Source organism: Micavibrio aeruginosavorus ARL-13 (assembly GCF_000226315.1).
Classification (GTDB): Bacteria; Pseudomonadota; Alphaproteobacteria; order Micavibrionales; family Micavibrionaceae; genus Micavibrio; species Micavibrio aeruginosavorus_B.
On the sequence record NC_016026.1, the window covers coordinates 448,416 to 472,376 of the forward strand.

Genomic DNA, 23,961 nt, shown 5'->3' on the forward strand with positions numbered 1-23,961 from the left:
TTTTTCGTGGCGGTTGATGACATGGCGAAATAGCCCCTGAAAACGTCTGAAAATGTCTTGGATTCTTAATTCTATGCCAAAATTTGTAACACAGCCCTAAAGCGCGGGGGAGGTTGGGATTTTGTGCGGTGCAAAATATCGGGGCTTTCCGCCATTTTTCAGGGGGTGGCCGGATGTGAAATTATTTTGCATAGGATGCTGGGGGCGGCGTTATAAAACCGGATCGGTCTCAATCGGCTGGGCTTTCTGCGCCTTGCGCAGGGCGATGATGCCGACGCCGGACAAAGTGAGGGCGCCGCCAATCACCAACGATTGATCGATATGTTCGCCCAGCATCATGGCCGACAGGATAATCGCCACCACCGGCATTAGCAGGATAAAGCACGTGACCTTGGCCACCTCGTTGCGGGAGAGGAGGGCTTGCCACAGGATATGCGACAGGCTGACCAGCACGACCTGATACCCAATCGCACCGCCCAATTGCGTCCAGTCGGTTTCGGCGACCTGCGCCCACCCGGTCGGGGCGATGATCAGTGAGGCGATCAGAACAAACGGCACGGCAAAGCCGTTGGTCAGGGCGATAAAGGTGGCGGGATGCACGCTTTTCAACTGGCGCATACGAATATAGCTGAACGCCAGCGCGATGGTGCAGGCCATGGTGATGGCGAAACCCAGCGGGTGTCCGGCGACATCCGGCCCCTTGAGTGTGACCAGCAGGCCCGCAAAACCCAAGGCAATCCCGCCCCATGTGCGCCAACCAATTTTTTCCGCCAGCAACCACCACCCCAGCAACGTCGCAAACAGGATTTGCGATTGCAACAGGATGGCCATGGTCGAGGCATCCATCATCTTCATGGCGACGAACAGGAAACCCTGGTGCAGGACGCACATATAGAAAGAGATTTCAGCGATCTTTTTCGCCACATCCCATCCCGGCCATTTGATAAAGGGCAGGAAGACCAAGGTGGTCAGGGCAAAGCGCAGCGTGATGAAGGTCAGCGGTTCGGCCTGGTTCACGCCGATTTTAATGGCAACGATGTTCCCGCCCCAAATGACGATGACCAGCAGGCTGAGAAGAACATCACGCAACGACATAATACGCAGAACCTTGTTTCAGGGTGTTATTTCAATCCGCCCATTTTGCAAATGATTTTCCATTCGGCGGCGGTGACGGGGGATACGGACAGGCGGGATTGTTTGACCAATGCCATATCCTGTAACGCCGGGGTGTTTTTAATGTCGGCCAAAGTTACGGGTTTGGGCATGGCGCGGTCGGCCTTTACATCGACCATGACGAACTTGCCCTTTTCATCGGTCGGGTCGGGGTAGGATTCGCGGGCGATGGTAACGATGCCGACGATTTCCTTGCCTTCGTTGGAATGATAAAAAAATGCTTCGTCGCCCTTCTTCATGGCGCGCAAATTATTGGCGGCTTGATAATTGCGCACGCCGTTCCAGCCCTCGATACCTTTTTTCACCTGTTGGTCCCAGGACCAGACGAAGGGTTCGCTTTTGACCAGCCAGTAAGCCATTGGGGAAGTTCCTGATTGAAATTAAAACGGACGGCCCCCGTCGGGACCGCCCGTCTATGATATGGACCGGATCCGGCCCTTGGCAAGGGCCGTGACCTGTTAAGGTATTGTCGGCGGGGCGATATTCATGGTCCGGAACCGGTTTTTATAGGCATCGGTTCCCGGAATGTCGGCGGCGTCGCGTGTATCAATAATTTGCGGCAGGCCGTTATTGATAAAGGTCACCTGGACCTCGTCCAGCGTGATGGTTCTGGCCGTGTTCGATTGCATGACGGCGTCAACCGTGTCCGGCGGCAGGAAGCTGTGGACATTGACCACAGCCCCATCCGGCAAGGCGGCACGATGTTTGTCGTTTTGCGCGGAGGCCGGCAGGTAAAAAATCTGCGCCAGAAAGGTGCGTTGCTTGTCGCCAATCCGGTGGGCCCCGTAATAATTCCCGGGCATGGGGGATTGGATCGGCTGGACAATGACACTGGACAGATCGTCGGTGATGTCGCTTGAATTGCACATGGCTGTTTCGATCCTCTTGTCTGGTTACGGGTTGATCTGGCGATGGATCATCGGCTTATACCCCGGTCCGCGGTTGCAGGCGCAATCGGCGCAAGGCGATGCCCCTTTGCCAAACATGGTCTGGGACGCGTGGGCATTAAATGCCGCCGTTCCATCAATCTGGCATGCCGTGCGGGCATCGAAAGCCTTGGGCAGATTTTGGGAGTGGTGTGCGACGCGGATGGATTGGGTTTTCGGCATTTCAAACTGCAACTGATCGAACGTGATCGTTCCGGGGTGTTGCATGGCTTGTTCGACCATATCGCGGGGGAGGAGAGAGGAGACGGATACGCGGTCGTTTTCGTTCAGGACTTTTTTGATTGCGGCGTTTTCGGGTGTGTCCGGGATGTAGAAAACGCTGGCGGTGAAATCGTGGCGGATCAGGCGGACATTCCCGTGTGGGTCGCGTTCGACGATGTTGCTGGGCGGGTCAATGGGCTGAAGGATAATTCCACGGGCATTAATCAGGGCTTGCTGGCGGGCTTGTTGTTCTGCGGCTTGTTGCTGTTGCAAGGCCTTGTAGTGATCAGAAATACCTTCCATGGTGTGTGCTCCGTTCCTGTGGGGTTAAAGTTCGTAGCTGTAATCCGTCTTTGGGGGTTTACGGTTACCTTTTTCACATGTGCAGGTGTCGCAGGGGCTGGGCATGTCGCGCCCCATCACGGCCTTGCGTGTGGCTTCCACGTGAAGCACATGTGATTTTGTTCCGGGTGTCTGGCACGCGGTGCGCAGGTCAACGGCATCGGGATAGCCGAGGGCGTTGAATGTCACGCTCAATTTTTCAAAGGTGATGGTATTGCCGCATTCATTGATCCGGGCAACATCGCTATCGGTCATATAGCTGTGAATGTTGAGCAGCGTGTCTTCGCGCAGGGTGCTGCGGAATTTTTTGTTTTGCGGGGTGTCGGGCAAAAAGAAAACTTTGGCCATGAAGCGGCGGACGTGGTCGTAATTGTCACTGCTGCGCGAACTGCCGAGGGGCGTAACAATCAGCCCCTGAACGTCGTAGGGGGTGTTGATTTCAACCTTGGCGTCGTCTGTGTTGGCCATCGTCGGCTCCAGCGATAGGTTACGATGACGCACACTATGAAAACCACAATGTTTATGTCAAGAAATTTAATTACCGCGGTTTTTCAAGGGGTTATTTGCCTTCGGCCTTGATCGGGCGTTCCAACAGGGCCGTCATGGCGTCGCGTACGGCCAGTCCGCCATCCAGACAGGCATGAACGGCGGCGGAAATGGGCATGTCCACGCCCTTATCCTTGGCCATGGTGGCCAGCGCGCGGGCGGTATAAACGCCTTCGGTCACGGAGTTCCGCGCGCCGAGGATTTCGTCCATCGTTTTGCCTTCGCCCAAAGCCGCGCCGAGGGAGAAGTTGCGCGATTGCATGGAGGAACAGGTCAGCATCAAATCGCCCATGCCGCACATGCCCATCAACGTCTCACGCTTGCCACCCATGGCCACGGCCAGACGCGCAATTTCGGCCAGACCACGCGTGACCAACGCCGCGCGCGCGGAATCGCCCAGACCCAGCCCGTGGATCATGCCACTGGCAATCGCAATCACGTTCTTCACTGATCCTCCAACCTGCGCGCCGACCAGATCGTCGCTGGCATAGGGGCGCAATGTGCGGCACGCCAACGCATCACATAATCCTTCGGCGGTTTTTGAATCGCGCGCGGCGATGGTGACGGCGCTGGGCAATCCGCGGCCAATTTCGGCGGCGAATGTCGGGCCGGTCAGAATGGCGGGAATGGCGCTTGGGGCTTCTTCCATCAACGCATCGGTCATCAATTTGCCGGTGGAAATTTCAATGCCCTTGGCGCAAATCACGATGGGTTTGTTGGCAATCGCATCTTTGATCGGGCGCAGGCTGGCGCGCAGATATTGCGCGGGCGTCACCATCAAAATAATGTCCGATGCCAGTGTGGCGTGAATGTCATTCGTCGCGCGAATGGATGGGTTCAATTTCACGCCGGGCAGGAAGGGCGTGTTTTCATGTGCGGTGTTGATGGCGGATACAACTTCATCTTCCATCGCCCAGATGGTGAGCGCGCGACCACTTTCGGCCATGCATTGGGCCAATGCCGTACCCCACGCGCCGCCGCCGATGACTCCGATTGTTTTCATGCTCGTTATGTCCTTCGTTATGCTTTGATGCCTGCACCGGTTTTGGGTTCCGCATCCGGGTCCAGCGGCCAGCGCGGACGGGCCGCGAAATTGAGGGGGGATGTATCGCCACGGCGCAAGCGTTCAATTCCTGCCCACGCAATCATCGCCCCGTTATCGGAGCAGAGTTTCAGGGGCGGCGCGACAAAAGTAAAGCCCTTCGCGGCGGCCAGATCTTCCAGCGCGCCGCGCACGGCCATGTTCGCGGCCACACCGCCCGCCACGACAATCGTGGGTGTGGTGTGCGCGGGATAGGATTTCTTGAATTGATCCATGGCGCGTTTGCACCGATCCGCCACAACATCGCGCACCGATGCCTGGAACGAGGCGGCAATGGCCGCGACATCGCTCATCTGCAATTCACCGGGCGGCAACGCATCAACATGATGGCGCACAGCGGTTTTCAGGCCGGAGAATGAAAAATCACAATCGGGTCGGTGCATCATCGGGCGCGGCAGCGGGAAGCGGGTCAAGGCCGCATCCAAATCGGAGCATTGATTGGCCGCGCGTTCCAGATTGGGACCACCGGGATAGGGCAGGCCCATCAATTTCGCGGCCTTGTCGAAACACTCACCCAACGCATCATCCAGCGTGGTGCCCCAGCGGTGATACACACCGACATCTTCAACCACCAAAATTTGCGTGTGTCCGCCCGAGACGAGCAGGAGCAGATAGGGGAATTGCAAAGATTGATCGCTCAACCGTGGGGTCAGGGCGTGGGCTTCCAGATGGTTCACGGCGATAAAGGGCTTGCCAGCGGCGGCGGCAATGGCCTTGCCCGCCATCATCCCCACCATGACCCCGCCGATCAGGCCCGGGCCACAGGTGGCGGCCACGCCGGACAGGTCGGCGAAGGATAATCCCGCCTCGTCCATGGCGCCCTTGATCAGGCGGTCGAGGTGGTCCATATGCGCGCGGGCGGCAATTTCCGGCACAACGCCGCCAAAAATGCGGTGGTCATCCAGCTGGCTCAGGATCGTATTTGACAGAATCGTGCCGTTGCCGTCCACAAGGGCGGCAGCAGTTTCATCACAACTTGTTTCTATGCCTAGAACGACCATAACCGGAATGCTATAAGGGCCCCGTCTTTAATAAGCAAAGTAAAAAAATGGCCCAAAAACTGCGTATTGGAACAAGGGGATCGAAGCTGGCATTGGTTCAGACCACCATGGTCGCCGATGGCTTGAAGGCTGCCCACCCGGGTCTGGACGTTGAAATTGTTGTGATTCAATCCTCTGCCGACTGGAAGCCGGAACAGGGCGAAACCCGCCTGTCCGAAGCCGAGGGCGGCAAGGGTCTGTTCGCGCGCGAGATTGAGCAGGCGATTCTGGCCGGTGCCGTGGATTGTGGCGTGCATTCGATGAAGGACATGGCGTCCTTCCTGCCCGAAGGGTTGCAGGTGGTGCATGTTCTGGACCGCGCCGATCCGCGTGATGCGTTACTGGCCCATGATGGCATCAAGGCGATTGCAGACTTGCCCCAAGGGGCCGTGGTCGGTACAGCCAGCCTGCGCCGTCAGGCGATGTTGCTGGCGATCCGTCCGGATTTGAAAATTGTTCCCCTGCGCGGCAACGTGCCGACGCGGATTGAAAAATTGCGCAGCAAACAGGTGGATGCCACCATTCTGGCCTTGGCCGGGTTGAACCGTCTGGGGCTGGCGCATGAAGCGTCCTGCACCATCGACGCCGACACCATGTTACCCGCCGCAGGGCAGGGGATTGTCGGTATTGAAACCCGCGTGGGTGATACGCAAACAATGGCGCTGCTGGATGCTATTCACAACCGTGAAACGGGTCTGGTTCTGGCCGCGGAACGTGCGGCGTTGCAGGTTCTGGACGGATCATGCCACACACCGATTGGCGCGCATGCGACATTGAACGGCGACCAATTGCATTTACGCGTTCTGGTCGCCTCGGGCGACGGGGTGCAGGTGTTTACGGACGAACAATCCGGCCCCGTGCATGTGGATCATGATGCGGCCCTGATTGGTCAGGTGGTCGGCGCGCGTCTGAAATCGCGTTTGCCGGATGGTATTTTGCAATGATTTTTTCCGGCTTTTGTCGGCCGATTGTTCTGGTCACGCGCCCGGCGGATGATGCCGGGGATTTGTGTGACGCACTCCGCACCGCCGGATTTATTCCGATGCTGGCACCGATGCTGGATATCATTCCGCTGCACCCGACACTCCCATCCTTTGATGATATTCAGGCGATTGTGTTCACCAGCATGAATGGCGTGCGGCATTGTCCGGATGTTCCGCGTGATCTCCCCGTTTACTGTGTCGGTGATCGCACGGCGGATGCGGCGCGTGATGCGGGTTTTAAAACGGTGGTCAGCGCCGGTGGCGATATCAATGATCTGGAAACCGTTTTAACGGGTGCAAATCTGGATCCGAACCGGGTCATTCTGCATGTCTGTGGGGCCGATGTGGTCCGCCCCATGGTCGTGCCCGGCGTACGGATTGCGCCGTTGGTGGTCTATCGCGCCGATATGGTCACACGCCTGCCATGGGTGGTGCGGGTGATGATTCGGCTGGGCTGTGTCACGGGCGTTTTGTTTTTTTCGGCACGGACGGGGCAAGCCTTTGTGAATACTATGAAAAAGATGAATTTGGATCGGGCGTGCGCGGGCATCGGGGCCTTGTGTCTGTCGGATTCAGTGGTAGAGTCTGTATCGGACCTGCCATGGCGCGGACTCTATACTGCACAACGCCCCGACCGGGCCGCCATGCTGGACCTTTTGGATCATCTGCGTCCTTAAAGTATACGTAATCTCTTCACCGCCCGTGTTTCGTTAATGGGCCGCAAAGGGCCGATCAAGACCATGCAAAATTCTTCTGCGCCAATCACCCCGGATGACAATGCCATTCCCAATGCCGAAACCGTCATTGAACGGTTTGGCGGTATTCGACCGATGGCCACCAAAATGGGCGTGCCCGTGACAACGGTACAGGGGTGGAAAAAACGCAACGTCATTCCCGGTAACCGCCGCGCCGATGTGGTCAGCGCCGCCGCTGCGCACAATGTGAATTTGTCGGGCGTTCTGGATGCCGTGTCGATGGCGACACCCGCGCCGCAGCCGCAAGCGCAACAGCAACAGCCTGTTCGCCCGGTCATGCACGAACAACCCACCATCAATCTGGGCGCGGATCAGGATTTGGATAAATTCAAGCGTCAGGCCGTGCGCAGCGCGATGCTCGGCTCTGCCTCGCTGGTGATGGTGTTTGTGTTGATCAGTGGCATGTTGATCGCCGTTGGCAAACAAAAACTGGATCAAACCAGCAACCGCGTTGCCACGCTGGAGCGTGATGTCGAAGCGGTGCAATACACCGACCCGGACAAGGCCGCAAAAATTGCCAAGGATCTGGGTGACCGGATCAACGATTTGAAATCCGAAGCCGCCGGCCTGCAAAGCCGCGTCGCCGATTTGAAAGATCAGGCCGAAGGCATTGTCGACCAGATCAAGGCCGCCGATGTTGCGGGCCTGATGAACCGTATCTATGCGTTGGAACAACAGGTGCAGGGGATTGCCGGGGCGTCGCCGGAGTTGTCCGACATGCTGGCGCGTCTGGGGGATATGCAGACGACGCTGGAGGGGCAGGCGCAATTGCAAAATTCCCTGGCCGACCTCAAAGCTTTGGTTGAGGGTATGCAGGGCCGCATGGGTGAAATGGATTCAACGCTGAAAGAAGTGCAGGAAGGCGATTCCGCACTGGCCCAGACGTTACAAGGCGTATCACCCGCCGATTTGAAAGCGGCCGCCTTGTTGCTGGCGTTGACGCAGGTGCGTGAATCCGCCGCGCGGGAACAGCCGTTTTATGATGACCTCGTTCTGCTGAAAAACATGGTGGGCGAAGATGACCCGGAACTGGCTGCCGCGATTGATCGTCTGGCACCGCTGGCGCAGCAGGGTGTTCTGTCCCCCGAAGGTTTGTCCAACGAGCTGCGCAGCCTGACCGGTGATATTGTTGTATCGTCATTGAAGGGCGAAGATGTGTCGGTGCAGGATAAAGCGATGGCGCGTCTGCACGACGTGCTGAAAATCCAGAAAGATGGCCAGTTGGTCACCGGTACGGATACGCAGGCGCGTGTCGCCCGGGCGCAGGTGATGCTGGATAACGGCGATGTCGAAGGGGCCTTGGCCGAGCTGGAGGCCTTGCGCGGCCCGGCGGCGCAAACGGCGCAACCGCTGATCGATCAGGCGCAAATGACCCTGATGCTGGAGAACCTGCAAAGCACGGTGACCGAAGGGGTGATGGGCCATATTGGTCGCGCCCGGTCTATGGGCGGGGCCATTGGTGGAGCTGTTGGTGATGCTGTCGGTGCGCCAACATCGGGATCGACCGCCCCCATCATGATGCCGAAACAATAACCGTTGAATGAAACCTTGAACCGGAGCTGATCATTATGATCCGGACGTTGTGGATCCTGACAAAAATTGCCGTTCTGGTCGCCGCCGGTTGGTGGGTGGCGCATTGGGCCATGAATAATCCGGGCACGGTGCAGATTTCATGGCTCGGCTATGATATCGAGGCGCATATCGGGCTGGTCCTGCTGGCCGGGTTTGTTGTTATTCTGGCGGCGTTGGTGGTGTACCGCATTTGGCTGGCGCTGGTGTCGCTGCCGATGATGTGGGGAAAAAAGCGCGCGGATAAACGCCGCGATCGCGGTATGCGCGCGCTGGTTCTGGGCCTGTCGGCGGTTGCGGCCGGTGATGCACGCGTTGCCGGATATCAAGCCGCCCGTATGCGCAAATTCTTGCCGAAGGATGGTGGTCTGCCGCATCTGCTTGAGGCCCAGGCCGCGCGCCTGCAGGGCAATGATCTGGTCGCCCGCGCGCATTTCGATGCGCTGATGCGGGATAAAGACACGGCGTTTCTGGGTGTGCGCGGTTTGATGCAGGACGCGATGGATCATGCCGATGTCGATGCGGCGCTGGTTCTGGCCCGCAAGGCACAAGACATGCACCCGAAACAAAAATGGATTTTGCGCACCGTCTTTGGATTGGAAGTGCAGAAACATGATTGGGCGAGTGCCGAGAAGACATTGAAATCCGCCGAACGCGTGGGTGCATTTACACCGGAAGAAGCGCAATCCAACCGTCTGGCCCTGCTGATGGCGCAGGCCGATCAGGATTTGCGTGCGGGGTTGCAGGCGCAGGCGTTGCATCATCTGCGTGACGCCATTCAAATTTCCGCCGCGTTCGTTCCGGCGGCGGTGCGTCTGGCGCGGTTGTGCATTGATTTGCAAAAGAAACGCGAAGCCGCGCGCATTATTGAACGCGCCTGGCGCGCCAACCCGCACCCGGATTTGATTCCGCTGTGGGATGCGTTGGCGCCGGAAAACAAAGCCAGCGACGCCATGGTGCGGATGCGGTGGTATGAACGTCTGGTCGCCCTGCGCCCCGATCATGCCGAAAGCCAGTTGGCCGCCGCGCGCGCCGCGTTGGAAGGCGGGCTGTGGGGTGAGGTGCGTCAATATCTGGTGATGGCGGAAACATTGCATCCATCACCGCGCATTTATCGCCTGTGGGCGCGACTGGAAGAAAAAACAGGCCACCCGGAAACGGCCAAACGCATGTTGGAAAAAGCGGCGGATGCGCCGGCCGATCCGGTTTGGACATGCCGTCAAACGGGCCGTATTTACGAACGCTGGGCCCCGATTGCGGAACCGCATGACACGTTCAATACGATTGTCTGGGATTACCCGGACGCGCGGAAAAACCTGCTGTCCGACGGCTCCATCCTGCACATGCAAGCCGATCCATTACTGGCGGCCCCGATGCGCAGTCTGGGCGGGCGTTAAATCTTCAACCGCATCACCAGTGGGAAGAACGCGAAGCCTGCGATGAAGCCGCCAATATGCGCAGCCCATGCGATTGAGCTGCCGCCCGGCCCGCCCATGGAGCCGAATGCAACCGAAATGACGATCCAGAGCAGAATAAACGGCCATAAACCGTATTTTCCGCCCATGCCGCCGGGATTTTGGGCGTAAAGGATCAACATAATCGCCGCGAATAATCCGCTGATGCTACCCGATGCGCCGATAACGGGGGCGTCGGATCCCCAATTCAGGGCCATGTGAAACGCCGCCGCGGCCAATCCGCATAATACAAATAAAATAATCATGCGTTTAGCGCCGAGTACCCGTTCGCATCCGGCACCAAAGGCCATCATCATCACGCTGTTCAGTCCCACGTGCAACCATCCGCCGTGGATCAGCATATAGGTGAACGGACCGACAATCATCGGCCAGCCAAATCCGAATTGTCCGGTGTAATAGGCGGGTACGAATCCCAGATGCGCCATCACCCAAAAACGCCATTCCGGGCTGAGGCCGAGACTCATAATCAGTTGCACCAGGACGAAAGACGCGATCATCCATTTCGTCACCGGGGGCAGATTGATCAGTGGCGCGTTGTCGTCATGCGTTGGTGTCGCTGCATTATGATCACGCTGTGGGCGGCGTTGAAAACGGACAATATTACTGTCCGCGCCCATGGTTGTGTTGGGCGTTTCATCACGATTTTCGCCATTATTATGGCCATTATCATCCTGCATGCTGACCCCTTTGGCCAAACTGATTTCTTCGCCTATACTGCGTACGACTTTTCGAATCTAGGGTTTTCCCGCACAAAGGACAAGTATCATGGCATATGATTTTACAACCGCGGCAAATTCGTTGGACGAATTTTGGATGCCGTTCACTCCGCAACGTTATTTCAAAAAGGCACCGCGTATGATCGTGCGGGCCAAGGGGATGTATTATTACGATCCGGAAGGCAAAGAAATTTTGGATGCGGCCGCAGGGATGTGGTGCGTGAACGCTGGCCATGATCAGCCGAAAATTAAAGAGGCCATCACCGCGCAATTGGAATTGATGGATTACGCGCCGTGTTTTCAGTTCGGCTACCCAACCGTGTTCAAGGCCGCATCGCGTTTGATCGCGGATATGCCGGAACCCTTTACCAATGTGTTTTTCAGCAATTCTGGGTCCGAGGCGGTGGACACCGCACTGAAAATTGCGCTGGCTTATCACCGTATTCGGGGCGAGGGCACGCGCCGCGTTCTGATCGGACGTGAACGTGGGTATCATGGCGTTGGTTTTGGCGGCATTTCCGTTGGGGGCCTGCCGTATAACCGCGCGACCTTTGGTCAATTGCTGCCCAATTTGGACCATTTGCGTCATACGCATGATTTGATGCGCAACGCGTTTGCACGCGGCATGCCGGACCATGGTGCGGAATATGCAGACGAACTGGATCGTCTGATCTATCTGCATGATCCGATGAACATTGCGGCGGTGATTGTGGAGCCTGTGGCCGGGTCCACGGGCGTTCTGCCGCCGCCGAAGGGGTATTTGCAGCGCTTGCGCGAAATTTGCACCAAGCATGGCATCTTGCTGATTTTTGATGAGGTTGTGACGGGCTTTGGCCGCTTTGGCACGATGTCATCGGTGGATTATTTTGGTGTAACGCCGGATTTGATCACGATGGCTAAGGGCATTACCAACGGGACCGTGCCGCTAGGCGCGACGTTTGTGACCAAAACCATCTATGACGCGTTTATGAACGGACCGGAACATGTCATTGAATTGATGCATGGCTATACATACTCCGGTCACCCACTAGCGGCGGCGGCCATCATCGGAACCATGGACACCATTCAGGACCAAAAAATCTGGGACAATGCCAAAGCCATGGCGAAACCGTTCGAAGATGCCGTGCATTCATTGAAGGGTGAACCGCATGTTGTGGATGTCCGCAATTGCGGCATGCTGGCCGGTATTCAACTGGCGGAAAGCAAGGACCCCAATGATCTGAACAAATACCCACGCGAAGTGTCGTATGAATTGTTCCGTCGTGGATTGATGGTGCGGTACACGGGGCCGAATTTGTATCTGTCCCCGCCGCTGATCATCAATCAGGCCCAGATTGATCAGATTGTGACGACGATCAAGGATGTTTTGAAAACGTTGTAGAGGCAATGTCATCCCGAACGCATGTGAGGGATCTCACCTTGTCTTTAGGAGGGGATCCCTCGTCGCTGCGCTCTGTCGGGATGACGGGTAGGGAAAGATAGAAAAACCCGCGCAACAGGCCATGCCTCCTGTTGCGCGGGTTTTTTGTTCAATGCTGGAAACTTTATGGGCCGCCGGGTGTTGGTGGCGTCGGGGCTGTTGCGCCAAACATTTGTTCGTTATCCGCTTTGTATTTATACGGAACGGTTTCGTCACCTTTCGGGGCCAATCCGCCGCCTGGTGTGGCACGAATAACGGCACCTGCGGCCCGTGTTTCAATCGCGGCCGTGATCAAATCCACATGACCATGTTGCAAACCGTGCCCAATACGATTGGCCAGAACGTCAATTTGTTCTGTTGGCTTGCCGACGACGGTGGCGCTGGCATCGCCTCTCTCTGCAATCTGCCCTGCGGCTGCGCCGCTAAAATGCTGTCTACCCATATCGTCCTCCTATTAACGGACGTTGATTTCGATGAAGGTCGGCGTCTGGAAGCTGACCGGATATTTCTTCAATTCCTTCGGCGGCAAGTCACGCCCGCTCAGGCCTGCTTTGACCTCGATCCGAACTTTTTCCGGATCGCGCCAGTCATAGACGACGCAGTGGCTTTTGAACTCGCCCGCCTGGCGGCATTGTTTAACAACGCGCTTGCCAGGATAGAGCGGTTCATCCAGTCCTGCCTTTTGCAGGATGTCCTGAATGTTGACTTGCATGGTGACACCTCTTCTTCTTTTACCATGGCCCTTATTTATGGCCGTTTTCCGTTCTGGTTTCCGAATTATTTTCCGGAATGATTGAGCCTATAATGTCCTCAAAGGCTTAAAAGGGGGTTAACATAAGTTCGATCTTTGGGGGAGGGCGTTTTTCTGCGCTTTTTGCCCCATTTTGGTGTGTGGGAATTTCCATCCAGAGGCATGGGCTGATATAATCGAAAAACAGGTTTTGAAGAGGGGAATATCCATGGCGGCGTGCGCATTGAATTATCGATTTTTCGTGACGGCTCTGGTTGTGGCTGTGTTGACGGCGACGGGTCCGGTTTGGGCCCAGACCGCGAAGAATAACGGCACCACCAGCGGCAGCGCCGTGTACAACAGCACGAAGTCGAGCGGGAATGCTACGGCTCCAACAGGGGGCGTTTATAATTCAACGAAGAAAGAAAGCGGGGCCTCGCCTCTGTTCACCAAACGCGAAACGGCGAACGCTTTGCCGAACGCCGTGCCGAACGGGCGGTCTTATGGCATGAAGGGGACGCAGGTGTCCAAGCCCGTTGACCCGAACAAATTGTACAAGGACAATCAGGCCGCCAAGGCCGCGCAGGCCCAGCAAAATGCCAGCGAACGCAGCGCCCGGGCCGCGCAGATCAAGGCGCAGTTTGAGGCGCAGATGAAGCAGGCGCAGAAAAAAGCGGAACAATCCGGGGCAAGCGCGGGGGGCGTGACCGGTGCGACGGCCCAGGCCCAAACCAATCCGGCGGATCCGTATAACGGGGCGAACGTTGTTTTTTCCAATCCACGTGCGGAGAAGGACAAGGCCGACGCGCCGCGTAAATTGTTCAATTCGTCACGCTGATCCGTTTGCATTCTTTCTGTGTCGATTGATCCTTCATTGTTGATGGTTTGGGGACCGCTCTTGGCGCTGCTGGGGGCGGTTTCCGGTTTTCTGGCCGGGTTGTTGGGTATTGGCGGGGGCATCGTTCTGGTGCCGGGGCTGTATTTCATGTTTGCGGCGCTGGGGTTTGCGCCGGATCATCTGATGCATGTCGCGGTGGGGACATCGCTGGCCGTGATTATCCCGACGGGGTTGTCATCCGTGCGTGCGCACGCGTACCGGGGCAGTGTGCGAATGGATTTAATCAAATCCATCGGTATCGGGATTGTGGCGGGCGTTTTGATGGGGACGTTGATTGCGGATTCCATTTCCGGCCAGTCGTTGAAAATGGTTTTTGCCTTTGCATTGGCCGCGTTGGCCGTGATCATGTTGGTCGATCCGCGCCGGACCACGGTGTGGAATGATGTGCCGGACCAGCCATGGCGCACGGTGGCGGGGGCTGTGATCGGGTGTTTATCAACCCTGATGGGCATCGGTGGCGCAACGGTCAGTGTGCCCTTTATGACCATGGGGCGCGTGGATATGCGTCAGGCGGTTGGAACGGCATCGGCACTGGGGCTGGTGATTTCAATTCCGGCGATGATGGGATTTATCCTGATCGGTTGGTCCGCGCCGGATCGCCCGCCTTTCAGTCTGGGGTTCGTGAATATGCTGGCCGCCATCATGATTATTCCGCTGGCGGTCGCCTTTGCGCCGCTGGGCGCGCGCGTGGCGCATGCCATTCCCGTTGATATGTTGCGGCGGGTTTTTGCCGTGTTCCTGATCATTGTTGCCGCACGGATGATGATGGATGTTTTCAACCTATCGTGATGTGCAATGCGCGGCGTTATGTGCCGCGATTTTGGTCTACGCCCTGTGGGGCGAACCCACGCCGCCCGCTTTTGGCTGGCCCGAAATTCTTGTTGGGGTGTTGCTGACCGCGGCGGTGGGGTTGCGGTCCTTTGCGCGGGCTGTGACACCGGTGCGTGGTGATGCGCATCCGTTTTGGTTCCGGGCGGGGCAATTTTTCCTTCTGTATGGTCTGAGCGTGCCGCTGGTGGGTGCGGTGATCGCCGGGGCCAGCCCCGGTAACATCGTGCGTGATATCGTCCCATTCCTGTTTATGCTGTTGCCCGTGTTTATGGTTGATACCGTGCGTGACCGGGTGCGGTGGCATTTTATTGTGACGGCTTGTGTTGTCGTTCTTGGCGTTATTTTTGCCGCGCGTGTTGTTGCGCCACTGGCGCTGGCCAGTTCCGGTATGGATCATGCCGCGCAACTGGGTATGAATCTGAGCGGGCAAGATCCGCGCCGTCTGGCCAACGCGCCGAGCGTTTTGTTTGCCGCGATGGCGTTGCTGGGGGCGGCGGGGTGGATCATCACCCGACGGATCAACGCGAACGCTATGATAAGCGCCGCGATATTATCGGGTGTGGCATTGATCCCGCTGGCGGCGATGGCGTTGGTGTTGCAACGGGCGTCACTGGGGTTGCTGGCTTTGGGGCTGGCCTTCTGGATCGCGATTGGCATCGTCAAAAAACCACGTCGCATGGTGGTGCCGCTTTTGGGTCTTGCGGTGTTGTGTCTGATGGTGTGGGCCCCCTTGGCCGATGTGGTGGCGGGGCTGGCGCACAAGAACGTCATGGTCGGGGCCAATATGCGGTGGCAGGAAGCGGCCGCCGTGCGGGACGCCCTGCACGGAATCGGGGCCATCCTGTTTGGGAATGGGTGGGGGGCAACCGTCCAATCCCCGGCGGTGGGGGACAGCATCGTCACATTTACCCACAACCTTGGCACGACGTTATGGCTTAAATCCGGTCTGATCGGGGTGGGGCTGGGGTTGGCCTATTTCGGGGGCTTGGCCCTTGCTTTGATACGGTTTTTGCCGATTCACCCGATTTTGGTCGTGGCGCTGGGCGCGCCCATGGTCATCGACTATCTGCTCTATGCCAGCTTTAAGTCATTGGATTTCGGTCTTATTTTGCTTCTGGCTGCATTGTATAGCGCCCGGACCGCAGCCGTGTCCCCCGGTGGACAGCCCGGCAATCCTGTTGTATTCAAAACCATACCCAATAACGCAGATTTTAAATGATTTCGGGATGAGCAGACCGTCCGTCATATTTTTCAACCGTGTATACCCCTCGGACCGGGGGGCGACGGGCCGTGTCCTGCGCGATCTGGCGCGGGCGATGGCGCGTGATGGCTGGGCGGTGACGGTGGTGACGACCGCATCCGTGGCGCGTGAAGACCGCGACGGTGACGTGCGCGTGATCCGTCTGAAATCGAATACAAAATCCCGCAACCTGTTCACCTATGGCGCGGCCTGGGTGCGCATGATGATTGCGGGTTTGAAATTGCCGCGCCCCGATTTGATCGTCACGATGACCGATCCGCCGATGATGGTGGTTGCCGGTGGCATCATGGCGCGTGCCCGTAAAACCAAACACATCCATTGGTGTCAGGATCTGTACCCGGACTTGTTGCCCTCCATCGGTATCCGCTTGCCTGATTTTATGATGAGCGGGTTGAGCGCACTGTCATTCAACGCGATGCGCCGTTGTGAAAAAATTGTTGTGATTGGCCGGTGCATGGCCCGTCAATTGACGAAAACCGGATTGGACCCGAAGCGCATTGCGGTTATTCCCAATTGGCCGGATCAGGAACTGACCCGCACGATGACGGATGCAATGAACGAAGCGGCGGTTGAAGCCGATGCGTCCATCCCCGCCAAGCCATTCGAAGAATTGTTCAAGGATGATGGCGCGCCGAAATTCCGCGTTCTGTATGCCGGAACGATTGGCCGGGCGCATCCGATTCACACCATTGTCGATGCGGCGGCCATTCTGCAACATCAATGCCCGGATATTGAATTTGTATTCGTGGGTGATGGCCCGGGGCTGGACCGTCTGGCGCATGAACGCGCGCGCCGCGGCTTGGAAAATATTCGTCTGCTGCCGCGCCAGCCGAACCGCCGTTTGCGCCCGCTGATGGAAAGCGGCGATGTTCACATCATTTCAATGAAGCATGATGCGGCCGGGTTGCTGGTTCCGTCCAAACTTTATTCTGCGCTGGCCGTTGGTCGCCCGTGTGTGTTCGTCGGCCCGATGAACAGCGAAGTGGCCAAGGTTATTTCCGATTTCCATGCCGGCGCCGTTGTGGCCCAGGGTGAGCCGGAAACATTGGCACAAACCATCCTGACCCTGCGTATGGATGGGAACGCGTGGCACAATGCCCATGATGGCTCGGCGCAGGCCGGGCGCATTTTCGTGCCGTCCGAATCCATCAATGCGTGGATCAAACGGGCTCGTGACGTGGTGGGTCGTCCGCTGACACCGCCGTCGGCCAAGCCGAAGGTTACCGTGCCCACCCCGGTGGCGCAGGATAATGCGGTTCAACAGCCCCCATCCGTGACCATTCACGCAGCCGAGTAATTTATGTCCACACACAGCCAGACCATGAATGCCCCGGAACCCGATCTGATCGATCTGTTGCGCGATTGGTGGCGTTTGCGCGGATGGATCATGGCGGGCATGGTTGCGGGCGTGCTGGCGGCCTTTGCTTTTCTGGCGCTGGCCGTGCCGCAATACCGGGTCAGCATGCTGATCGCCCCGGCGGATCGCGGGACGGGCACGGATATCAAGGCGTTGCTGCCCGATAACGCAACCTTTGCCTTGCAATATCTGGCCAGCTCCATCGGGGCGCAGGATACGACCGATTTCTCCCGACTGGAAAATATCATGCGCGGGGCCGATGTGGCCGCAATTGTGATGAAGAACAAGGATGTGGCGGATGGTGTGCGGGCATCGCGGTCCTTGCGTATTTCCGCGGGGGCGGACATTCGTGATCCGGCGGAATTGGCCGACTGGATGGCGCGCACGATTAAAATTGAACCCGTTGGCACCACCACAATGCGCCGCGTTGTTCTGAACCATCCGGATCGCGAATGGGCGACCGGTTTTTTAACGCTGGTGCATGATGCGGCGGATCGTTTGATCCGCAATGATGTGCGCACGCGGGCCGATGCGCGCTCTGCCTATTTACAGGACGCTTTGCGCCGCACCGATCACCCGGACCACCGCCGGGCGCTGACCAATCTGCTGATGGAACAGGAACATGTCCGCATGATGCTGGCGATGGATGAAGCTTTTGCCGCCGTGATTGCGGAATCGCCCTCGGCGTCCGCCCGCGCGGTGTGGCCGCGTAAATCCATCGTTCTGCCCGCCTTTGTCTTTGCCGGGGCCGTGCTCTTCTATTGCCTGGGGCTAATCTTCGGTCGCCGTGATCGCCATGCCTGACCATCCGGTCATTCCCGTTTCCGTTATTATCGTGACCAAGGGCGAGGGGGCATTCCTGTCGCCCACACTGGCTGCGTTGTCCGGCTTTGATCAAATCATCGTGGTCGACAGCGGCGGTGATGCCGATACGTTTTCCGTGGCGCAATCCTTTGGTGCGGACACGGTTGCCTATACATGGGATGGGGCGTATCCGAAAAAACGGCAATGGTGCCTGGATCATGTGACATTGGCCCATGATTGGGTGTTTTTTGTCGATGCGGATGAAATTGTCACGCCGGACCTGACCCGTGCGATTGCCGATTTGTTTGTATCGGGTGCGCCGGATGCGGATGGGTATTTCGTGCGCGGGCGTTACGTCTGGGGTGGGCGGGTCCTGCGCTTTGGACTGACCAATAACAAACTGGCGTTGTTCAACCGCCATGCCTTCATGTTCCCGGTCGTCGATGATCTGGGTTTGCCGGGTATGGGGGAGATTGAGGGGCATTATCAACCCGTGGCAAAAAAATCGGGCGCGCGGATTGGTGTGCTGTCCCCGATGCTGACCCATGATGCGGCGACGGACCCGGCCCGGTGGTATGAACGGCATGAACGCTACGCCCAATGGGAAGCGGGCATGAACGCGCGCAATGCGTGGCCTGTTGACCCTGTGGCCGGGCGGCATCGTTTGAAACGGATCTTTCGCGCATTGCCCGCCCGGGGTGTCGTGGCGTTCTTATATTGCTATGTCTGGAGATGCGGGTTTCTGGATGGATGGGCGGGGTTTGATTTTGCCCGCGCGCGCGGCTGGTATTATCACCGTATCGCGGCGTTATCACGCCGGGCCTTCAATGCCCAATAAAGGGGCGGGCATATCCGCCGTACACCCATATTGATCATCTGTAATGTTGTAATGGCCCGGTTCCTGATGGGGCCAACCACACCCAATTCCCGGCGAATGTCAAATTGCTCCCGCCGCCCGAGCGCGGTGCGGGTTTGGGACAGGCCGCCATGGGCGAAAAGGCAAAACGGGGCGGGCACATAATAAATCGCCCGTGTTGCCCCAAGTGTTTGCAGGGTGAATTTATAATCCGCCGCGATTTTATACCGCGTGTCGTAGTGCATATCGCCGATAACGTTGCGGGCATAGACCATGGCTTGATGATGCGTGAACATGCCCAGATCCACCTTGATAAAGGGACGGGCGGCTTTATAGGCTGTTTGCCCATCGGGCAGCGTTTCCAGCGCATCGCCGTAAATAAAGCCGGGCTTTGTGCTGGCCATGCCGATCAATTGCGACAAATTGCTTAAAACATTGTCATCGGCAAACTGGTCGCCACCGTTCAGGAAGATGATGTAATCCCCTGTGGCACGGGCCAGTCCCTTGTTCATTGCGTCATACAGGCCCGCATCGGGTTCGCTGGTCCAGAGGATTGCACGCCCCCCAGTGCCATTTTCTCTCCCCCCACCCAGCCTCCCCCCTCGCTGAGGGGGGAGGGGTATTTCTTCCTCCACCCTCACCTCTTGCTCAGGGGGAAGCAGTATTTCTTCTTCTTCTTTCCTCCCCTCTTGTAAAGGGGGGAGGGTAGGGTGGGGGGATGAAGGGGTTTGGGAAGATAAATTTTGCAAATATGCCACCGTGCCATCATCCGATGCACCGTCAATCACGATCCATTCGTAATCGGTGCAGGTCTGGGATTGAACGGATTTATATGTGGCGTGTAACCCGGCCAGATCATTCCGAGTGATGGTGACGATGCTGAACATCATCAATCATCATCCCGGATATCGCTCAGGAAAATGCCCGTGACGGCCAGATTGGACAGGATCTGGCTGACATCCTTCGCGCTCTCGATAAAATCGAACGGTTTGGGGTCACGCGGCACGACAATGGTGGACCCCGGCGGGATCATGCTGGCCTTGTGGTTCCATGCGCTGATGAACAAAGGTTGAGCACTGCCATCGGGGTACAGGACAAAGGCGCGATCCTGATCCGCGAAATGGCTGGGGCCACCGGCCTCGGCAATATAATCACGCGGATTTTTGCCGTTGCGGAATTGCAGGGCGGCGGGGGATAGCACTTCGCCTTCAACCCGCACGGTCAACGGGCGGCGCGGCACGTAAATACGGTCACCAGCCTCCAGCAATATATCCAGTTCCGGTTGCACCTCCAGCACGGTGGGGTCGGCTTCAACCGTGATACGGCCTACGGCCTCGACATTCCGCAATTCGGCGGCCAGATCCTGCACCATCGCAATCTGGGTCATGTCTGGTGCGTCTTTTTCCTTGTGCAGGGCGGTGGCCAACGCACGTTCCATTTCCCGCGCGGCGGCGCGGAAGCGTTCTTCCTCGGCCTTGCGTTCGGATTCGCGGCTGAAGATGGTTCCGTCGGGATAGGCTTGGTCGGTAATACCGCCCGCGCGGGCGAACAGGTCGCGCAATGTGTCACCGGGCACCAGATCATACTTACCGGGGTTGTTGACCTCGCCAATGATGGTAACGCTCTGGCCTTCGGCTTTGCGGAATTTCTGTTTGACGCGCACGGTGTCGCCGGGGTTGATCGCAACCGTTTTCGGATCCGTGTCATTCATATTGACGGCGGTGCGGAACGGGATCGAGCTTTCCGTATCCGGAATGCTGGCGTCATGCGTGCGGGTCACTTCGATATTCGATGTATTGGCTTCCAGGCTGAGACCCCCAGCCACGGCCAGAACGGAATCGAGCGTGGTGCCAGCGGCGACGGGCCATACGCCGGAATCGCGCACCGCCCCGCGCACCGAAATCGTGCGCTCTGCCAGAAAGGCGGACAGGGCTGGGTCGCCCGTGACGGTGTCCGCCGGATCTATATCGGTTTCATCAACCGATCCGGCGGCGGGTTCGATGCTTGCTGGATTAAATTTTTGTTTCTGCAGGGCCATCATCTGCGACCGGGAAAACAGATGGACGATATCGCCATCTTTTAATTCCTGATCATATTGCCCCTGCGCCACCAGAATGGGCGGGAAGTCGAGGAAGATGCGCGCCATGCGCTCATCATCCCACCGTTCAATCGCGCCAATCAGCGGGTAAATATCGGCCCCGAACATGGATCGGTCACTCAGCAATGCCGCCAGTGTTTTGCTGGAGGATAATGGGTGCAATCCCGGCTGGCGTGTGTGCCCGACCAACTCGACCAATCCGGCGCGTTTGTCATCGGCGCGCGCCACCATCAAAATCGATCCGTCATTTAATGCGGGTGTGAATGGATCGGTGATCGTCTCCACAGTTTCCTGGCCATTGCGATGCAGGCCCAGTTTCATGAAACGATTATTTCCCGGGCTGACCAAGCCGCCAGCCATATCCAAGGCTTCCTGCATGGACAGAAATTCACTGGATTTTTCCGGTGCGTGTTTCATGCCCTTCAAGGCAGGCAAAATCTCATAGATGCCCGGGCGTTTTACGCCACCGGCCACGGCAATCGTGGGCCCCAGCGGCGGAACGATCAAACGGTCCCCATCACGCAGGGCCAGGTCCATGCCGCTGCTGCCATGAATCAATAGGCCGTATAGATCCACCATCGTCGTGCGGCCATCGCGGACCAGTTTGATCTGGCGCAACGATCCGTTCTTATCAATGCCGTCTGCCTGCATCAGCGCATCCAGCGCCGTGTGGAACACGGTCAAGGTTTGGCGGCCCGGTTTGCGGACATTGCCGACCACCAGCACGTTCACCTGCCGAACACTTTCCAATGAGACGTAAATATCAGTGTTGTACAAACTATCCGCTGATGCGGCGAGGGCTTCGCGCAATTGGCCGATGGTGCGCCCGGCGGCGGAGACGGGTGGCAGATCATCAAGGATCAACAGGCCGTCTGTTGTAATTGTATAAATGCCCTGATCGCGCCGTTGGCCGCGGAAGGTGATGTTCAGGCGGTCACCCGTGGATAAAACAAAATTGTCCTGCACCGCGCCGGCTGGTAATGCGGCCTGTGGGGTGGGAGATGGCTCACCATCCGTCTGTTTGCCGCGCGCTTGCGTGCTGGGTGCGCTGAAATTCTCAAACAGATCGTAACCAAATTGCTCCAGCGGATCGACTACGCGACCAGCGTAAAATTCTTCGATGCTGGACAGCGGGCTGACATGGTGCCCCACCATGCGGGCCAACATTTCGTCCCGCGCCAGCAAATCGGCCAGCAGAGGTTCGTAATCCTGTGGGGTCAGTGGCGTCAGGGTTCCGGCTTTGCGGGCGGGGGGTGATGCGGCGGCTGGGGCTGCTTGCTGGTGTCCTCCGGCCTGAATATCCGTTCGGGCCTGGGTTACGCGGGCGATGTTGCGGGTATCCGTGGACCAAGGCGCAATTTGCATAGGCAGGAAATCCTGCGCCCGGGCGCTCGGCGCACCGAAGGCAAGCCCCGTCAACACCCAGACGGTGCACAGGCCGCTCTGCATAAAAAATCGGGTGGACTTGAATTTCCGGGCTCTGGCCATGATATAGACGAGGTATAAATCAGTACAAAACAAAGTGGTTATATAAAACATACTATAGCAACCATTAGTATAGCCTCGTTGTTTTGGCCTTGTTAATCCCCATTCACTCCTTTGCCCCGGACAATCCAGTAAAATGGCCAAAATAATTTCCAATGACCCCATTCATCTGATCAAGCTGGCCGTTGGTGTGGACGATGTCGGGCACCTGCATGCGCTGCAATCATCCCGCCTGTTTGATTTTGATGGCGCGTTGGCCACTTGTGCGTGGACCCGGCGTAAGCCCACGCGGGATGGTGGGCTGCTGAATGGCGGGTCCATATATTGGATCATCAAGGGCCGTATTCAGGCGCGACAGGCCTTTTTGGGCTTTGAGATGGAGGATACGGATGAGGGGCCGTATTGTCGGCTGGTTCTGGACCCGGCTTTGATGCTGGTGGCGGCCATGCCGCACCGAGCATTTCAGGGGTGGCGATACCTTGATCCGGCCAAAGCCCCGCCCGATCTGCGCTTTTTCGACCCGGATCTGGCCGCTGAAGATGATGAAATGCCTGCCGATCTGGCCGCGCAATTGCGCGATGCGGGATTGATTTAAGGGGGCATCTCGAATTTTCTTGTAATATTCTGGAAAATAAGGCTTTCTTTTCCTGCATTTTATGGACTAAATCGCAGCCATAAGAAAAAGAAAAACAAGAATGCAGGGATTAAAAACATGGATTGGAAAGATCTGGGCGGAAAGCTCCGCCGCGCCTTTGGTTTGCAAACGCAGCCAACCCCCGAGCCTCTTCCTCCGCCGACGGATCGTTATTTAAGCGCGCGGGAACTGAAAACCCTGCTCGAATGTGTTCAGCACATAAAGGATATCACCCAGACCAATGCGCTGGCCTTGAAATCCCTGTCACAGGCAACGCCGCGGCCTTTGGGGGACGCGGAGCGCGATTTTCAGGATGCGATGTGCGCGCAGTTTCGTCCCCTTGGTGGCGATCCGTTGCAAAACTCGCAAATGGCACTCGGAACCTGTGTGGCCTGGCTGGCGCAGTTGAACCAGGCGCATAATATCGCCGCCCGCAATGAAACGGTCGTGACCCCCAACCTTGCCTTACCGGTGCGCAGCGGCTCGCGTAAATTTGCTGCCGATATCGGTGTGATGGCACGCGGAGCCACCACTGCGATGGGGGGCATTTGCGCCAGTCTGTCGTCAGCAGCACCCTTTCTGGATATTCCAAATATCCAGCGCATTCATGAAGAGTACGCGGAACATGGTGCTGTGATGAATCAGATTCTCGAAAAAATCACCACGATCCTGACGGATGCCACATATGGCGTGCGCGACCAGACACCGAAGCAAACATTGAGCTTGAAAAAATAAGGC

25 protein-coding genes are annotated in these 23,961 nt (G+C 57.5%); 13 read left to right on the forward strand and 12 right to left on the reverse strand.

The window, feature by feature from the left end; all coding sequences use genetic code 11:
• Window positions 1-210: 210 nt before the first annotated feature.
• The 7 genes from MICA_RS01960 to tsaD all read right to left on the reverse strand — a co-directional run bounded on the left by MICA_RS01960 (window position 211) and on the right by tsaD (window position 5,312).
• A complete protein-coding gene (locus tag MICA_RS01960) occupies window positions 211-1,095 on the reverse strand; it encodes a DMT family transporter (RefSeq protein WP_014101995.1) in 885 nt (294 codons plus the stop codon).
• A gap of 26 nt (window positions 1,096-1,121) precedes the next feature.
• Window positions 1,122-1,532: an EVE domain-containing protein gene (locus MICA_RS01965; protein WP_014101996.1), complete on the reverse strand. Its 411-nt coding sequence runs from the start codon at window positions 1,530-1,532 to the stop codon at window positions 1,122-1,124.
• Between the two features lie 99 nt (window positions 1,533-1,631).
• The gene (locus MICA_RS01970) at window positions 1,632-2,042 is read right to left on the reverse strand and encodes a hypothetical protein (RefSeq protein WP_014101997.1); all 411 of its coding nucleotides are present in this window, start codon (window positions 2,040-2,042) and stop codon (window positions 1,632-1,634) included.
• A gap of 24 nt (window positions 2,043-2,066) precedes the next feature.
• Complete coding sequence (locus tag MICA_RS01975; protein ID WP_014101998.1) at window positions 2,067-2,624, reverse strand: hypothetical protein; 558 nt, start codon at window positions 2,622-2,624, stop codon at window positions 2,067-2,069.
• Between the two features lie 24 nt (window positions 2,625-2,648).
• Entirely contained in the window at window positions 2,649-3,131 is a 483-nt protein-coding gene (locus MICA_RS01980) for a hypothetical protein (RefSeq protein WP_014101999.1), read from the reverse strand.
• Window positions 3,132-3,222: 91 nt separating this feature from the next.
• Window positions 3,223-4,212, reverse strand: coding sequence for an NAD(P)H-dependent glycerol-3-phosphate dehydrogenase (locus MICA_RS01985; protein ID WP_014102000.1), 990 nt, complete (start codon window positions 4,210-4,212; stop codon window positions 3,223-3,225).
• A 17-nt stretch (window positions 4,213-4,229) separates the two neighbouring features.
• The gene (tsaD, locus tag MICA_RS01990; protein ID WP_041793737.1) at window positions 4,230-5,312 is read right to left on the reverse strand and encodes a tRNA (adenosine(37)-N6)-threonylcarbamoyltransferase complex transferase subunit TsaD; all 1,083 of its coding nucleotides are present in this window, start codon (window positions 5,310-5,312) and stop codon (window positions 4,230-4,232) included.
• A 47-nt stretch (window positions 5,313-5,359) separates the two neighbouring features.
• On the opposite strand from tsaD, the gene hemC reads away from it, so the two are divergent.
• The 4 genes from hemC (at window position 5,360) to MICA_RS02010 (ending at window position 10,055) form a co-directional block, all read left to right on the forward strand.
• On the forward strand, window positions 5,360-6,295 hold the full coding sequence (gene hemC, locus MICA_RS01995) for a hydroxymethylbilane synthase (RefSeq protein WP_014102002.1): 936 nt from the start codon (window positions 5,360-5,362) through the stop codon (window positions 6,293-6,295).
• Window positions 6,292-7,011 (forward strand): uroporphyrinogen-III synthase, encoded by a 720-nt coding sequence (locus tag MICA_RS02000; RefSeq protein WP_014102003.1) that lies wholly within the window; start codon window positions 6,292-6,294, stop codon window positions 7,009-7,011. The genes hemC and MICA_RS02000 overlap by 4 nt, the downstream gene beginning before the upstream one ends.
• Before the next feature lie 63 nt (window positions 7,012-7,074).
• The gene (locus MICA_RS02005) at window positions 7,075-8,622 is read left to right on the forward strand and encodes a COG4223 family protein (protein WP_148260400.1); all 1,548 of its coding nucleotides are present in this window, start codon (window positions 7,075-7,077) and stop codon (window positions 8,620-8,622) included.
• 35 nt (window positions 8,623-8,657) lie between these two features.
• Entirely contained in the window at window positions 8,658-10,055 is a 1,398-nt protein-coding gene (locus MICA_RS02010; RefSeq protein WP_014102005.1) for a heme biosynthesis protein HemY, read from the forward strand.
• On the opposite strand, the gene MICA_RS02015 is transcribed toward MICA_RS02010, so the two are convergent.
• A complete protein-coding gene (locus tag MICA_RS02015) occupies window positions 10,052-10,810 on the reverse strand; it encodes a rhomboid family intramembrane serine protease (RefSeq protein WP_014102006.1) in 759 nt (252 codons plus the stop codon). The genes MICA_RS02010 and MICA_RS02015 overlap by 4 nt on opposite strands.
• An 88-nt stretch (window positions 10,811-10,898) precedes the next feature.
• On the opposite strand from MICA_RS02015, the gene MICA_RS02020 reads away from it, so the two are divergent.
• Window positions 10,899-12,230: an aspartate aminotransferase family protein gene (locus MICA_RS02020; protein ID WP_014102007.1), complete on the forward strand. Its 1,332-nt coding sequence runs from the start codon at window positions 10,899-10,901 to the stop codon at window positions 12,228-12,230.
• A 163-nt stretch (window positions 12,231-12,393) separates the two neighbouring features.
• On the opposite strand, the gene MICA_RS02025 is transcribed toward MICA_RS02020, so the two are convergent.
• Both MICA_RS02025 and MICA_RS02030 read right to left on the reverse strand, forming a co-directional pair.
• Window positions 12,394-12,711: a hypothetical protein gene (locus tag MICA_RS02025; protein WP_014102008.1), complete on the reverse strand. Its 318-nt coding sequence runs from the start codon at window positions 12,709-12,711 to the stop codon at window positions 12,394-12,396.
• 12 nt (window positions 12,712-12,723) lie between these two features.
• Window positions 12,724-12,981: a hypothetical protein gene (locus MICA_RS02030; RefSeq protein WP_014102009.1), complete on the reverse strand. Its 258-nt coding sequence runs from the start codon at window positions 12,979-12,981 to the stop codon at window positions 12,724-12,726.
• A gap of 247 nt (window positions 12,982-13,228) precedes the next feature.
• On the opposite strand from MICA_RS02030, the gene MICA_RS02035 reads away from it, so the two are divergent.
• The 6 genes from MICA_RS02035 to MICA_RS02060 are packed head-to-tail and all read left to right on the forward strand — an operon-like array spanning window position 13,229 to window position 18,988.
• Complete coding sequence (locus tag MICA_RS02035; RefSeq protein ID WP_014102010.1) at window positions 13,229-13,837, forward strand: hypothetical protein; 609 nt, start codon at window positions 13,229-13,231, stop codon at window positions 13,835-13,837.
• A gap of 42 nt (window positions 13,838-13,879) precedes the next feature.
• Complete coding sequence (locus tag MICA_RS02040) at window positions 13,880-14,686, forward strand: sulfite exporter TauE/SafE family protein (RefSeq protein ID WP_041794210.1); 807 nt, start codon at window positions 13,880-13,882, stop codon at window positions 14,684-14,686.
• Entirely contained in the window at window positions 14,667-15,947 is a 1,281-nt protein-coding gene (locus tag MICA_RS02045) for a hypothetical protein (RefSeq protein ID WP_014102012.1), read from the forward strand. Before MICA_RS02040 ends, MICA_RS02045 begins: the two co-directional genes overlap by 20 nt.
• A gap of 7 nt (window positions 15,948-15,954) precedes the next feature.
• Window positions 15,955-17,286, forward strand: coding sequence for a glycosyltransferase family 4 protein (locus MICA_RS02050; RefSeq protein WP_014102013.1), 1,332 nt, complete (start codon window positions 15,955-15,957; stop codon window positions 17,284-17,286).
• Between the two features lie 3 nt (window positions 17,287-17,289).
• The gene (locus MICA_RS02055; RefSeq protein ID WP_014102014.1) at window positions 17,290-18,150 is read left to right on the forward strand and encodes a Wzz/FepE/Etk N-terminal domain-containing protein; all 861 of its coding nucleotides are present in this window, start codon (window positions 17,290-17,292) and stop codon (window positions 18,148-18,150) included.
• Window positions 18,143-18,988 (forward strand): glycosyltransferase family 2 protein, encoded by an 846-nt coding sequence (locus MICA_RS02060; protein WP_014102015.1) that lies wholly within the window; start codon window positions 18,143-18,145, stop codon window positions 18,986-18,988. The genes MICA_RS02055 and MICA_RS02060 overlap by 8 nt, the downstream gene beginning before the upstream one ends.
• Here MICA_RS02060 and MICA_RS12490 read toward each other — a convergent pair.
• Window positions 18,943-19,896, reverse strand: a complete 954-nt coding sequence (locus MICA_RS12490) for a glycosyltransferase family 2 protein (RefSeq protein ID WP_081463057.1) — start codon at window positions 19,894-19,896, stop codon at window positions 18,943-18,945. The genes MICA_RS02060 and MICA_RS12490 overlap by 46 nt on opposite strands.
• Window positions 19,896-22,553 (reverse strand): SLBB domain-containing protein, encoded by a 2,658-nt coding sequence (locus MICA_RS02070; protein WP_014102017.1) that lies wholly within the window; start codon window positions 22,551-22,553, stop codon window positions 19,896-19,898. Before MICA_RS02070 ends, MICA_RS12490 begins: the two co-directional genes overlap by 1 nt.
• A gap of 172 nt (window positions 22,554-22,725) precedes the next feature.
• Between MICA_RS02070 and MICA_RS02075 the strand changes: the two genes are divergently transcribed.
• Both MICA_RS02075 and MICA_RS02080 read left to right on the forward strand, forming a co-directional pair.
• A complete protein-coding gene (locus tag MICA_RS02075; RefSeq protein ID WP_014102018.1) occupies window positions 22,726-23,184 on the forward strand; it encodes a DUF1489 family protein in 459 nt (152 codons plus the stop codon).
• A 117-nt stretch (window positions 23,185-23,301) separates the two neighbouring features.
• Complete coding sequence (locus MICA_RS02080) at window positions 23,302-23,958, forward strand: hypothetical protein (protein WP_014102019.1); 657 nt, start codon at window positions 23,302-23,304, stop codon at window positions 23,956-23,958.
• Window positions 23,959-23,961: the final 3 nt, after the last annotated feature.